General features: G+C 65.4%; 12 protein-coding genes. 9 read left to right on the forward strand and 3 right to left on the reverse strand.

From position 1 onward, the window contains the following. Positions 1–71: 71 nt before the first annotated feature. Positions 72–929, forward strand: a complete 858-nt coding sequence (locus HNP98_RS07135) for an energy transducer TonB (protein WP_173809368.1) — start codon at positions 72–74, stop codon at positions 927–929. 44 nt (positions 930–973) lie between these two features. Beyond that, positions 974–2539: a hydroxymethylglutaryl-CoA reductase gene (locus HNP98_RS07140; protein ID WP_173809369.1), complete on the forward strand. Its 1566-nt coding sequence runs from the start codon at positions 974–976 to the stop codon at positions 2537–2539. A gap of 188 nt (positions 2540–2727) precedes the next feature. On the opposite strand, the gene HNP98_RS07145 is transcribed toward HNP98_RS07140, so the two are convergent. Together HNP98_RS07145 and HNP98_RS07150 are read right to left on the reverse strand one after the other, a co-directional pair. Next, entirely contained in the window at positions 2728–3267 is a 540-nt protein-coding gene (locus HNP98_RS07145; RefSeq protein WP_173809370.1) for a hypothetical protein, read from the reverse strand. Between the two features lie 197 nt (positions 3268–3464). Next, complete coding sequence (locus HNP98_RS07150; RefSeq protein ID WP_173809371.1) at positions 3465–5135, reverse strand: S41 family peptidase; 1671 nt, start codon at positions 5133–5135, stop codon at positions 3465–3467. A 407-nt stretch (positions 5136–5542) separates the two neighbouring features. Here HNP98_RS07150 and ruvX point away from each other — a divergent pair, with 407 nt between their 5' ends. The 4 genes from ruvX to HNP98_RS07170 all read left to right on the forward strand — a co-directional run bounded on the left by ruvX (position 5543) and on the right by HNP98_RS07170 (position 8837). Further along, positions 5543–5971 carry a Holliday junction resolvase RuvX gene (gene ruvX, locus HNP98_RS07155; RefSeq protein WP_173809372.1) on the forward strand — a complete coding sequence of 143 codons (429 nt, stop codon included), beginning with the start codon at positions 5543–5545 and terminating at the stop codon, positions 5969–5971. Between the two features lie 61 nt (positions 5972–6032). Next, positions 6033–6629 carry a peptide deformylase gene (gene def / locus HNP98_RS07160; protein WP_173809373.1) on the forward strand — a complete coding sequence of 199 codons (597 nt, stop codon included), beginning with the start codon at positions 6033–6035 and terminating at the stop codon, positions 6627–6629. A 103-nt stretch (positions 6630–6732) separates the two neighbouring features. Then, positions 6733–7809 (forward strand): Fic family protein, encoded by a 1077-nt coding sequence (locus HNP98_RS07165; RefSeq protein WP_173809374.1) that lies wholly within the window; start codon positions 6733–6735, stop codon positions 7807–7809. Positions 7810–7844: 35 nt separating this feature from the next. Further along, positions 7845–8837, forward strand: coding sequence for a zinc dependent phospholipase C family protein (locus tag HNP98_RS07170; protein WP_173809375.1), 993 nt, complete (start codon positions 7845–7847; stop codon positions 8835–8837). Between the two features lie 124 nt (positions 8838–8961). On the opposite strand, the gene HNP98_RS07175 is transcribed toward HNP98_RS07170, so the two are convergent. Then, positions 8962–9870: an ion channel gene (locus tag HNP98_RS07175; RefSeq protein ID WP_173809376.1), complete on the reverse strand. Its 909-nt coding sequence runs from the start codon at positions 9868–9870 to the stop codon at positions 8962–8964. Positions 9871–10238: 368 nt separating this feature from the next. Between HNP98_RS07175 and HNP98_RS07180 the strand changes: the two genes are divergently transcribed. The 3 genes from HNP98_RS07180 to HNP98_RS07190 all read left to right on the forward strand — a co-directional run bounded on the left by HNP98_RS07180 (position 10239) and on the right by HNP98_RS07190 (position 13404). Then, positions 10239–10514, forward strand: a complete 276-nt coding sequence (locus HNP98_RS07180; RefSeq protein ID WP_173809377.1) for a CD225/dispanin family protein — start codon at positions 10239–10241, stop codon at positions 10512–10514. Continuing rightward, positions 10504–10914, forward strand: coding sequence for a DUF2752 domain-containing protein (locus HNP98_RS07185; protein ID WP_173809378.1), 411 nt, complete (start codon positions 10504–10506; stop codon positions 10912–10914). Before HNP98_RS07180 ends, HNP98_RS07185 begins: the two co-directional genes overlap by 11 nt. A 177-nt stretch (positions 10915–11091) precedes the next feature. Then, positions 11092–13404: a patatin-like phospholipase family protein gene (locus tag HNP98_RS07190; RefSeq protein ID WP_173809379.1), complete on the forward strand. Its 2313-nt coding sequence runs from the start codon at positions 11092–11094 to the stop codon at positions 13402–13404. Positions 13405–13554: the final 150 nt, after the last annotated feature.

The following is a 13554-nucleotide window of genomic DNA, read 5'->3' on the forward strand; positions in this document are numbered from 1 at the left end:
AATAATCAATTGCCTGCGCGGCCCCCGGCCGGAAAATCAGTACCTTTTCGAGCCCCACCGCGCCGCCCAACATGTTGCTCCTGCCCGCCTTCCACGCCCGCCTGCTGCCGTGCTCCGAAAGCTGGGACGCCCTGACGCCCCAGGCCCAGGGCCGCCACTGCGCCCGCTGCCAGCGCGTGGTGCACGATTTCAGCCAGTCCACGAACCCCACCGCCGACCTGGCCGCCGCCCGCGCCGCGGCACCCGACGGGCGCGTGTGCGGCCACTTCGCCGGGGCCCAGGTGCAGCCCCCCCCGCCCCTCACGCGGCGGCTGCGCTGGTTTGTGGTGGCGTTGGTGCTGGTGGTGGCCCAGGGGTTGAGCGCGCAGGAGGCGCTGGCGCAGGTGCGGCAGGGGGCGCGGGGGAAGGCGGTGAAGTCAGCGGAGTTATTGGGCGATGCTAAAGAGTTACCCAATAGAAAACAGCCCAGTGAACCATCTTCAACAGATTTAGAAGAACTGCAGCCGAAACAATACGCTGCGGATGGACAGGTTTATACCATGGGCGAGATTACCGAACCAGTGCCCAGGAACTACCCTAGGCACTACATAGAACAAATGCCTACATTCAAAAAGCAAGGGTTCAACAGTGGCAGTTCTGGCATAGTAGATTACATCCAGCGCAACATTCAGTACCAACCAAATTTCCCCGACGGAAAAGTCTTCGTCACTTTTACCGTCGACACGGCTGGCCTTGTGCAGCAACCTATTGTAGTCAAAGGTTTGTCGCCAGCCGCCGATGCCGAAGTTCTTCGGGTAATAAAGGCAATGGATGGATTTACGCCCGGAATGAGCCGCGGTCGGCCAGTTGCCATACCGTACACCTTGCCGATTACTTTCAAAAACCCAAGCCTTCCACCCCATAATCCTGCACCTTCGCCGGGGCCCTGATTGGAGTACAAGCGGCACCTTACTTTTATTAACCCCGATTCCCGATGGTTTTTACTCCCAGCCCGATGCTGCTGAAGCTGCTCTACACCCGTGGCAGCCTGCACAACCTGCCCGACGGCCAGGGCGTGGCCTTCAGCATCAAGAACCGGCTGGACACCGTGAACATCACGGGCTTGCGGCAGGTGCAGGTGGGCGACGTGGTGGTGCCGGCCGCGCAGGTCACCCTCGATTTGGGCAACGGCGAAACCCGCCCCGCCGCCGGCCTGGGGCCCGCCGAGGGCCAGGCCCTGGCGCTGCCCGTGGGCCGGGCCCTCACGTTTGCGCTGGCCACGCCGCCGCTGCCCGAGGGCATGTACGCGGTGCAGGTGTGGTTTTCGACCGATGCGCTCGGCGACCTGCACGTGGAAGTGGAAGACGCCATTGCGGGCGCGGCCGCCGGCCGGGCCCGCATCCCGCGCGCCGACGACGACGATTACTCGGCGGCCGCCATCCAGGCCCGGCAGCGGTTTGCCGAGGAGTTCACCCAGCAGCACTTCAAGCACCTGAAGGCGTATTCGTTCGACGCGCACGACTTGCGGGGCAACTGCGAGCATTTTGTGGGCGTGGCGCAGGTGCCGGTGGGCCTGGCGGGGCCCCTAACCGTGAACGGCGAGCACGCCCAGGGCGACTTCCTCATCCCGATGGCCACCACCGAGGGCACGCTCGTGGCCAGCTACAACCGCGGCATGCAGGTGCTGAACCTGTGCGGCGGCGTGAAGTGCACCGTGATTGGCGACGCCATGCAGCGGGCCCCGGTGTTCGTGTTCAGCGACGCGCGCGGGGCCCGCGACTTTGGCCAGTGGGTGGCCGCCAACCTGGAGCGCATCCGGCCGGAGGCCGAAAGCACCTCGCGCATCGCCAAGCTCCAGTACATCGACACGTACCTGGCCAATAAGTTCGCCTACCTGCGCTTCAATTTCTCGACCGGCGACGCGGCGGGCCAGAACATGGTGGGCCGCGCCACCTTCGCCGCCTGCTCCTGGATTTTGGCGAACTACGACGGGCCCAAGATTGAACGCTTCTACCTCGAATCGAACTTCGCCACCGACAAAAAGGCCTCGCAAATCAACGTGATGCGCACCCGGGGCAAGCGCGTAACGGCGGAGGCCGTGGTGAAGCGCGACGTGTTGCAGCAGCGCATGCGCGTGACGCCCGAGCAGCTGGCCTACCACGGGCAGGTGAGCAACGTGGGGGCCTTCCTGTCGGGGGCCAACAACAACGGGGCCCACTCGGCCAACGGCATCACGGCGCTGTTCATCGCCACCGGGCAGGACGTGGCCAACGTGAGCGAGTCGAGCGCCGGGGTGCTGTACTCGGAGGTGACGCCGGCGGGCGACCTGTACCTCAACATCACCATCCCGAGCCTGATTGTGGCCACCCACGGCGGCGGCACCGGCCTGGCCACCCAAAATGAGTGCCTGCGGATGCTGGGCTGCGTGGGCCCCGGCACGGTGTACAAGCTCGCCGAAATCGTGGCCGGCGTGGTGCTGGCCGGCGAGCTGAGCCTGGCCGCCGCCATCAGCAGCTCTGACTGGGTGAGCAGCCACGAGCAGTACGGCCGCAACCGATAGCTTTCTTTTAGCTGTTAGCTTTCAGCCGTTAGCTGCTAGCTGCTAGCTTTTTTCGTTGGTATTCAATCTATATTATGGCAAGAAGCCCTGTTCAACGAAGAAGGTCGCCCCAATAGACGACCTTCTTCGTTGAACAGGGCTTACAGAAGCTGAAAGCTAACAGCTAACAGCTAACAGCTAACAGAAAGCTACGGCAGGCTGGCGGCCACGTTGAACTTGCTGTCCACGCGAATCACCACGTCCTGGCTGGGCTGCTGCTTGAGCTTCACGACGCTGGTGAGGGCGTAGCTGCTGCCTTGCAGGTACATATCGAGCTTGGTGTCCGGGGCGGGGTTGAGCTGGATGGAGGTGGCCCCGGCGGGCACCTGGTCCTGCGAGGCCAGCAGCACTTTGTTGGTGCCGGCGGCGTCGCTGCTGATAAACAGTTGCACACTTTGTACGATGTCAAAGGTCTGGCCGGCGGGGCTGGTGGCCGTCAGCGTGAGCTGCTGCAAGGTCACGTCCTGCACGTACTGGGCCTTGGTGTTGTTGTTGGCGTAGGTGGTGGTCGCGGTCGAATTGACCGTTACGGCCGGCAGCGTGGTGGGAACCGCCCCGGGGGCCGTGCCGAACGGGTAGGCCGACGGCACTGTAAAGCTCTGGGTGTCGCTGACTGTGAAGTGGATGAGGCCCAGGATTTTTTTGCACCCCCCGGCCAGCAGCAAGGCACCCGCCAGGACCGGTAGCAAGAACAAAAGTTTAATATTTTTTTGCATAACAAGCGCGTAAGTAAATAATTAAGAAAGAGAATACGCGGTATCCCGGGGGTAGCCGCTTGGTGAATTCAGGCGGCGAATTTAAGCAATAATTGCACATTACCAAGTGTGCTCGGTTTTTTTGAGTGGTTGTCGGGGCCGGCCCCGCGGGCCCCAACGCGCCCCGGCGGTTACTTATTGCCGGCCAGCGCGAGTTGGGTGTTGCCGTCGCCGAGGGAGTGCAGGGCCCGCTGCAGCTCGGCGTCCTGCTCGCGCAGCACCGTGTAGTAGGGCACGGTGCCGTAGGCGCTCTGGGCGATGTAGGCCTTGAGCTGGTTGCGCAGCAGCGGGGCGCAGCGGCGCAGGGCGGCCGCGTCGGGGGCCACGCCGTCGCGGGCGGCGGCGGCGGCCAGGGCCGTTAGCTGCGCGTCGCTCACGCGGAACGTGGCGTTAAACTGCGCGAAGCGCAGGCCTTCCAGCTCGGTTTTGTGGGCCTGGTAGAACGCCAGGGCCAGGGCGCGGGGCACGTGGTGGGCCTGCAAGCGGGTGAAGTACGCCGAACAAGCCAGCGTGTCGCGGGCCACGAACACGTCGGGCATGATGCCGCCGCCGCCGTACACGGGCCGGCCGCTGTCGGTGCGGAAGCGCGGGCCCGCCGCCACGTGGTTGCTGTCGGCCGAGGCCAGCTCGCCGCGGGCGGCCCGCTCGCTTAGCTCGCGGCGGTAGGCGGCGCGGCTGCCGCCGTAGGGCTTCTGAATGGAGCGGCCGCTGGGCGTGTAGTAGCGGGCAATGGTGAGGCGCAGCTCGCCGCCGTCGCTCAGGGCAATGGGCTGCTGCACCAGGCCCTTGCCGAAGGTGCGGCGGCCCACCAGCAGGGCCCGGTCGTGGTCTTGCAGGGCCCCGGCCACCACTTCGGCCGCCGAGGCGCTGCCCTCGTCGATGAGCACCACCAGGGGGCCTTCCTCGAACTCGCCGGGCACTTTGGCGTATGTCTGCGCGTCGTAGGTATCGCCCTTGCCGTCCACGGACACGATTTTGCGGGAGCCGGCCACGAACTCGTCGGCCACGCGGGTGGCGCGGTCGAGGTAGCCGCCGGGGTTGCCGCGCAGGTCCAGCACGAGGCGGGCCATGCCCTGGCGGCGCAGGTCGGCCAGCGCCGCCCGGAACTCGTCGGCGGTGTTGGCCGCGAAACGGCTCAGCTTGATGTAGCCCGTCTGCTCGTCCACCAGGTACGCGGCGTCGATGGACGAGTTGGCCACCCGGGCCCGCACCAGGTTCAGCGTGAAGGTTTTGGTGGGTTGGGGCCGGCGCACTTCGAGGGCCACGGTGCTGCCCCGGGGCCCGCGCAGCAGCTGCGTGATGCGGGCGGTGGCCAGGCCGGCCCCCGACACGGGCGCGCCGCCCACGCGCAGCACCTGGTCGCCGGGCAGCAGGCCGGCCTGGGCCGCCGCGCCGCCGCCGAGCGGGGCCACCACCGTCATGGTGTCGCGAAAGAGGTTGAACTCAATACCCACGCCGTCGAAGTCGCCCTGCAAAAAGGCGTCGTTCTGCTCGCGCTCCAGGGCCGGAATGTACACCGAGTGCGGGTCGAGGCGCTCCAGCATCTGGGTCGTGGCGTAGTCGGCCAGGCCCTCCGTGTTCACCGAGTCCACGTAGTCGCGGTCCACGTAGCTGAGCACTTCCTTGAAGCGCAGGTAGCCGCGGGCCGTGGCGTCGGGGTTGGTGCTGGAGGGCCGGAACGGGTTGTTGGAAACCAGCAGGCCGCTGCCGAAGGCCAGGGCGGCCAGCACCACCCCGCGCAGCCCGGCGCGGCGGCCCCCGGCGGGGCGCGAAGAAGCACGGAAGAGCGACGGGAAAGCCATGGCGGCGAAGATTATGGTGATTTAATCAGCAGTCGAAACGTATTACTTTTTCAAAACTAATTAAATTTTTCCGCGAAAAATACCTGCGTTTCAATGGATTATCCGAACAATCCTACTTAACCAGCAAACGAGCTAAAATCCCTTATTTCGCCTATTTAAAGCTGATTTAAATGATATTTTTAGGAATATTTTTATTGAAATAACTAAAATAGTGATGGTAAGCGGATGTAATTTTTACAATAAATTATAGTCGGCAATATTCCGCGCTGCCGCGTCCGTTCCGCGAGCGGAGCCGCCCGCCGGGGCCCCGCCCAACGGCGCGGGCGCGGCCCCTGCTACCGGCCGTATCTTTGCGGCGGGCCCGGCGCGGGGGCTGCTTTTTTCGCTTTCGTTTTAAATTGTTTCCCGTGGGCCGCATCCTCGCCATCGATTACGGCAACAAGCGCGTGGGGCTGGCCGTGACGGACCCCGGCCGCCTCATCGCCTCGCCGCTCGACACCGTGCACAGCCAGGACCTGCTGGCCTACGTGCTGGCCTACCACCGGCGCGAGCCGCTGGCGGCCGTCGTGGTGGGCATGCCCCGCACGCTGCTCAACGAGCCCACCGACGTGACGAGCGCCGTGGTGGGCCTGCTGCGCCGCCTGCGCAAGGAGCTGCCCGAGGTGCCCGTCCACGAAATCGACGAGCGCTTCACCTCGCGCATGGCCCACGCGGCCATGCTGGCCGGGGGCCTGGGCCAGAAGGCCCGCCGCGACAAGGCCACCGTGGACCGGGTGAGCGCGGCCATCATCCTCCAGTCGTTTCTGGAGTCGCCGGCGGGGCGGGCCGTGGCCTAGCCGGAACCCCTGGGGGCCCCGCCCCTGTTTGCCTTACTTCTTTATCAACGTTTTACCCCAGATGATACACCCCATCGTTGCCATCGGCGACCCCGTGCTGAAGGCCCGCGCCAAAAACCTGCCCCCCGACCTGCCCGCCGCCGACCTGGCCCAGCTCGTGGCCGACATGTACGAAACCATGTACTTCGCCCACGGCGTGGGCCTAGCCGCCCCGCAAATTGGCAAGAGCGTGCGCCTGTTTGTGATGGACTCGGGCCCCATGGTGGAGCTGGACGAGGAAGACATTGCCGAGGGCGTGGCGGCCGAGCCGGCCGTGAAGCGGGCCTTCCTCAACCCCGTGCTGGTGCGCGAAACCGGCGAGCTGTGGGGCTTCGAAGAGGGCTGCCTGAGCATTCCCGGGGTGCGCGAGCTGGTGCAGCGCTGCCCCGACATCGTGCTGCGCTACGAGGACGAAAACCGCCAGCCGCGCGAGGAAGGCTTCTCGGGCATGGCGGCCCGCATCATCCAGCACGAGTACGACCACCTGGAAGGCATCCTGTTCACCGACAAGCTTTCGTCTTTTAAAAAGCAGTTGCTCAAGGGCAAGCTGGCCCGCATCGGCAAGGGCGACGTGGCCCACGAGTACCGGATGAAGTTCGCGGGCGCCGGGCGGCGGTAGGAGCCCGGAGTTCTTCAAATTGATATGACGGCGAAACTGATATATCCACTAGGATATGTCAGTTTCTTTCGTTTTTTTTGACATATCAATTTTTTCTGTTACAATGCCTTTCGCTGCTGCCCACCCTTTTGCGCTTCCCGAACTGCCGCCCAAGCTCAATTTCGATGATGTGCGATTCAGCAAGTTAGTAGCCAAGGCGCGCACCGAACTGGGCGAATTAAAAGGCTATTCTGCGGCGCTTCCCAACCCACTGCTATTGCTTTCACCGGCCATCCTGCGCGAATCCATTGCCAGTTCGGATATTGAAAACGTGAACACCACGGTGGAGCAGGCCCTCCAACAGCAGCTATTTCCAGAAGCCGAGCAGCGGCCCGCCGACAAAGAAGTGTTGCGTTACGGACAGGCCATGCGTTGGGGCTTCGAACAACTGCCCACCTTGTCGTTATCATCGCGCCTCATCGTGGGCATTCAGCAACGGCTGCTGCCCGGGGGCTACGCTGGCTACCGCCAAACCCCCAACAAGATTGTAAATTCGGCCACTGGCCAAGCCGTGTACACGCCACCCGCCGCGCACGACGTCTCCCGCCTGCTGGGCAATTGGGAAAACTTTGTGCATTACCCGGACGAGCGCATCGATCCGCTCGTGGCTTGCGCCATCATGCACTACCAGTTCGAGGCCATCCACCCCTTTGGCGATGGCAACGGGCGCACCGGGCGTATACTAATGGTGTTGTACCTGGTGCACCACGAGTTGCTGAATTTGCCTGCGCTCTACCTCAGCGGCTACAGCAACCGCAACCGGCCGGCCTACTACCACCTGCTGGCCCAGGTATCGGCCGCGGGCGAATGGGAGCCCTTTATTTTGTTTATGCTGGAAGGCTTTTACCAGCAGGCCCGCGAAACCAAGAACACCTTGGTCGAGAGCATGGCGTTGCTACAACAATTTCGGGAAACCGTGCGGCAAAGCGGGCGCAAGATTCCGCAGGAAATAATTGAAGCAATATTCACTCAGCCCATCATCACGCCCAGCCAAGCAGCCCGGGCACTGGGCGTGCATTACACCACCGCTACCAAGTATTTAAACCAATTGGTTGAGTTGGGATTGGTGAAGGCCAGCGTGTTGGGCAAATACCATTTGTACAGCAACAGGCAATTGGTGGAAGTGCTTAGCCGCGGCTAAGCACCGTTTGGTCCACGGTTGCTATTTTTTTCGCCATGCCCAAACGCTACGCGCTATTCCTATTCCTGCTCCTGCTAGCGCTGGGCCCCCGGCCGGCGCGGGCCTGGGGCTTTTTTGGGCACCGGCTGCTGAACCGGCTGGCCGTGTACACGCTGCCGCCGAAGATGGTGGGCTTTTATAAAGCCCACATCGACTACCTGACGGCCAACGCCACCCGGCCCGACGCGCGCCGCACGGTGGTGCCCGGCGAGGCGGCCAAGCACTTCATGGACGTGGACCGCTACGGCGACAGCTGCCTCACCACCCACGGCCGGGGCCTGCCCCGCCGCTACGAAGACGCCGTGGCCCGCTACGGCGAGGACTCGCTGCTGCGCCACGGCACCGTGCCCTGGAACATCGCCCAGATGAAAAACCGGCTCACCGCCGCCTTCCAGCGCCAGGACGCCGACGCCATCCTGCGCCTCTCGGCCGACCTGGGGCACTACGTGGCCGACGCCTGCGTGCCACTGCACGCCACCCAGAACTACAACGGCCAGCTGACGGGCCAGCGCGGCATCCACGGGCTGTGGGAGAGCCGCCTGCCCGAACTACTGGCCGCTGACTACGACCTCTTCACGGGCCCCGCGCCGTACCTGGAGCACCCCGGCGACGCCGCCTGGGGGGCCCTGGCCCGCTCCCACGCCGCCGTCGATTCGGTGCTGCGGTTCGAGAAAGAGCTGACGGCCAGGTTCCCCGCCGACCGCAAGTACGGCTACGAGGCCCGCGGCGCCACCACGGTGCGGGTGTACTCGCGCGACTTCAGCCGGGCCTACCACGCCCGGCTGGGCGGGCAGGTGGAGCGGCAGCTGCGCTACGCCAGCCGCCTCATCGGCGCCTTTTGGTACACGTGCTGGGTCGATGCCGGGGCCCCCGACCTGGACAAGCTGCCCCGCACCACTTCGGCCGTGGATGAACTGCGCCTGGCCCGCGAAGCCGCCGATGCCGCCGCGGCCCCGGCGGTGGGCAGCGTGCCGGGGCACGAGGAATAGCGCCGCGGCCCGGCCCGGGCGCCCGGCTTTTCGCCGGCGGCCCGGTAATCGTAAAACGGCAAGCGCTGAACGGCCATCCCAGGGGGCCTGTTTTTTGGCAACGACTAGCGGGCGGCCGGCCGCGCTACAGCGGTTCCGTGGCGTCGAGGGCGTCGAGGTCCACCTCGGCAATGCCGTCCTCGCCCACGTTGTAGGCTTGCCGGAAGCGGTGGTACCAGGCGATTTCGCTGGCTACGTAGGAGTTGCGCGAGTACACGTTCTGGGCAAAGGTGTCGTCGTAGCCTTTTAGCGTGACGATGATTTCCGTGTCGCGGGCGGCGTAGTCGGCGGCGCTCAGGCCGTGCAAGGGGCTGCCGGGCCCCAGGTCGTGCACCAGCGTCCAGGTCAGGGGCAGGAAGCTGACGGACTCGCGCTCGAGGGGCAGGGCGGCGTAGGACACGTTTTTGGTGGCGGCGTCGGTGAACTTGACGAGGACTTGCGCCGACAGCTCAATCAGGATGTTGGCCCGGCGGTTGGCCACCCGGAACTGCAGGCTCGGCGTGCCGTCGGGCCGCCGGCTGACAACGGCCACGCGGCTGAACAAAATGCGGGCCGTGGGCCGCGAAAACCGCCCGTAGAGCAAGCCCGTGGCCAGGGCGAAGGTGAGCACGCCCACCAGGGCCTCCAGGCTGGAGAGGGCCCCCGCGCCGTTGCTGCCCGGGTACACGTGCCCGTAGCCCACGCTGGTGAAGGTCTGCACCGAAAAAAACAGGGCGCTCAAAAAATCCTGCCACCAGCCGTGGGGGGCCGCCACACCGGGCAGGTTCTCCAGGCCCAGGGCCATGTAGGCCAGCGCAAACGCCCCGTTCAGCAGCAGGAACAGCACGCTGACTTCGCCGAAAAACCGGCCCCACGGCATCAGAATCAGCCGCTGGTAGGGGTCGTGGGTGGGCGGGCCGCCGCGCCGCCGCACGTTGAACGTGCCGTCGTGGTTGATGGCCCGCTGGGTGCGCTGCGAGAATTTTTCGCCAATGCCGGGGTCGAGCGAAGCCATGCGGGGAGGGTTGAGGGAAGGAAAGGCGAAAAATACTCGCCGGGGCCTGGTTGCGGCTGCCGTGCACGCGGCCCCAGGCAGTGGCGAGCACCAAATAAGCCCCTGGGCGACCAGGAAGGGCTACTGCCTGGCCCGGCTGCTTCCAGGGCTAGGGCACGGGTCCGGGCTTTGCAGCCGCCGGGCAAGGGCGGTGGCCACGCTGCCCGACCCGCACGGTCTCACCTGCATAGGAAAATATAATTTGGGACGAGGCGCTGCTTGGCGTAATCTTAGCACCGCAATTTTTCTCTATTTTCCTTTCCTTATTTTCTCCCCACCGCATAGAACAGTCGTACACCCCCGGGCCGCCCTACGGCGGCCCGGCCCCAATGGGCCCGCCCCCCAAAAACTGGTTGGTCGAATCGATTTTAGTCACGCTTTTCTGCTGCTTGCCGCTGGGCATCGTGGGCATCATCAACGCCTCCAAAGTAAATTCCTCCTTGGCCGTGGGCGACTACGCCGGGGCCCAGGCCGCTTCCAAGGAAGCCGGCAAGTGGGTGAAGTACGGCCTCATCGCGGGCGGCGTAGTCGTGGCCTTCTACATCCTGATGATGATACTGGGCGTAGGAGCCGGTATGATGAACGGGATGCGCGGTGCCCAATAGCCCCGGCGGGGCGGGGCGGTTGCTGGGGGCCCTGGGGCTGGGCCTGGGCCTGGCCGCGGTGTACTTCGCTTTCGACCCGGCCCGGCACCCGTTTCCGCGCTGCCCGTGGCAGTGGCTCACGGGGCTGTACTGCCCGGGGTGCGGCTCGCAGCGGGCGTTTCATGCGCTGCTGCACGGGCACGTGGGCCGGGCCGCCGGCCTGAACCTGCTGGCCGTGGCCTACGCGCCGGTGCTGGCCGCGGGCGGGGCCGACGGGGCCGTGGCCTGGCTCACGGGGCGGCCGCGGCGGCTGGCCCTGCTGTACCGGCCCTGGCTGGGCTGGGGCACGGTGGGCCTTACGCTGGCCTTCGCGGTGCTGCGCAACCTGCCCGGGCCCGCAGGGGCCTGGCTGGCCCCGTAGCGGCCCGGTTCTGGTACTTTTAGCGGTTAGGGCCGGGGGCGAAGCTTCCGGCCCTAACCGTTTTTTTGGGCCCCGCCGGCGTGCGCCGGGGGCCGGGCGGTTACAATTCGCATTGGACCGTACCTTGCGTACCGTTGTTATCCGCCGGGCTACCCAGCACCTATTTTATACTATTCGATGATTAAAAACTTACTGTGCCGGGGCGCGCTGCTGGCCGGCCTGGTGCTGCCCGCTGCCGCCGCGCACGCCCAGCGGGTGGGCCTGGTGCTGAGCGGCGGCGGGGCCAAGGGCCTCGCCCACGTGGGCGTGCTCAAGGAGCTGGAAAAGAACCACATCCCCATCGACTACATCGTGGGCACCAGCATGGGGGCCGTGATTGGGGGCATGTACGCCGCGGGCTACTCGCCGGCCGAGATCGAGCAAATCGTGCTGAGCCCGGAATTTCAAAACTGGACCTCGGGCAAAACCCTGGAAAGCAAAACGTTCAACTACGTCACGAGCGAGCCTTCGCCCTCGGCCCTGCGCCTGGGCGTGGCCCTGGACTCGACGCTGCACGCGCAGGTGAGCTCGAACCTGGTGAACGACCTGAACCTGAACCTGGCCCTGGCCAAGCTCATGGCCCCGGCGGGGGCCGAGGCGGGCTACGACTTCGACCGGCTGTTCGTGCCGTTTCGGTGCATGACGTCGGAGGTGTTCACGCGCAAGGAAGTGGTGCAGCGCAAGGGCAACCTGAGCGACGCGGTGCGCAACTCGATGACGTTCCCGCTGGCGTTCCGGCCCATCCGCAACCCCGACGGCAAGTACTACTACGACGGGGCGGTGTTCGACAACTTCCCCACGACGGCCATGAAAACGGAGTTCGCACCCGACATCATCATCGGGGTGAACGTGGGCGACGTGGCGTATAAAAGCTACCCGTTTAAGAAGGACGACGCGCTGCTGGCGGGCACGGTGCTTTCGCTGGGCACCAGCGTGGCCGACACCAACAGCGTGGGCCGCAACGGCGTCTTCATCCAGCCGCGGCTGGGCACGCTCGGGGCCGGCGACTTTGCCCGGGTGAAGGACCTGGTGGCCGAGGGCGACACGGCCACCCTGCTCAAAATGCCCCTTATTAAGCAGCGCATCGCGCGCCGCCAGGATTCGACGGCCCTGCTGGCGCGGCGGCGGGCGTTTCAGGAAGGGGCCCCCGCGCCGCGCTTCCTGGAGGTGGAGGTGCACGGCCTGCGCGCCGACCAGAACGAGTACGCGGCCAAGTTTTTCCAGCGCAAGGGCCGCGAGTACAGCCTCGACGACATCGAGGAGGGCTACTACCGGCTGGCGTCGGACGACTACTTCAAGAACATCTACCCGCGCATCCGCTACGACGCGGCCCGCAAGGGCTACATTTTCAGCCTCGACGCGCAGCGCAACAACAACGTGACGGCCGAGGTGGGCTTCGTGCTCAGCAGCCGGCCCGTCGACAACTTTTACCTGGGCGTAGAATACCGGCGGCTGCGGCGGCTGCTCTACACCACGTCGGCCGACGTGAGCCTGGGGCGCTTCTACAACGGGGCCCACGGCTCGTTTCGCGTCAGCGTGCCGGGCCGCGTGCCGTTTTACGTGGAGCCGGGCGTTACCTACAACCAGTGGGACTACCAGAACACGGGCGGCCTGCTGGGGCGCAACGTGCTGAGCACCCAGATCCGGCAGCAGGACACCAAAATCGGCTTCCAGGTGGGCGTGACGCCGAACTACCGCAGCCGCTTGCTGCTCGACGCGGGCCTGTTCACGCTGCGCGACGACTACACGAACGGCACCGACATCAACAGCAGCGACGTACTCGACAAAACCGTTTTCCACGGCGGCACGGTGGCCCTGCGCCTCAACCGCAACACCCTGAACGAGAAGCAGTACCCTACCGGCGGCCACCACTATTCTTTTACGCTGCGCGGCGTCACGGGCTCGTCGGAATACACGCCGGGCTCCACGTCGTTGGTGGCGGCCGACGACCGCCACCACCAGTGGCTGCAGTTCCGGGCCACCCTGGAGCAGTACCACGCCCTAAGGGGCGACCGCCGCGCCTGGGGCTACTTCGGCGAGCTGATGGCCACGGGGCAGGGCACGTTCAGCAACTTCCGCGCCTCGCAGGCCATCGCGCCGGTGTTTGTGCCGCTGCCCGATGCGCGCACCTTGTTCCTCGATAAGTACCGCTCGGGGCGCTACGTGGCCGGGGGCCTGCGCTACAGCCAGCCGGTGGTGGGCAGCCTGCTGTGGCGCTCGGAGGTGTACGTGCACCTCAACTTCCAGCCCTTTGAGCAAGCCGCTGACCAAACGGCCATCCGCACCAACGGCTTCGACCGCCCCCGCCTGACGGCCAGCACGGGCTTCGTTATCATGACGCCCGTAGGGCCCCTGGCCCTGCACGCCCGCTACTACGACGACCCCGCCGAGCACTTCGGCGTGTACGCTCACCTGGGCTACCTGCTCTTCCGCGGCCGGGCGTTGGAATAGCCGGCCCGCTGTTGCCGCTAAAAAAGGCCCCGCCGGCGTTCGGCGGGGCCTTTTTTAGTGCGTACTACAGGCGGTTCGCAAGTCGATGCACAGCGCGAACCCCGTTGCTTGAGTCGCTACAGGGTGGCCCAACGAACAATCGGCAGGACA

Origin of the sequence: Hymenobacter caeli, assembly GCF_013294115.1 — a bacterium.
GTDB classification, from domain to species: domain Bacteria; phylum Bacteroidota; class Bacteroidia; order Cytophagales; family Hymenobacteraceae; genus Hymenobacter; species Hymenobacter caeli.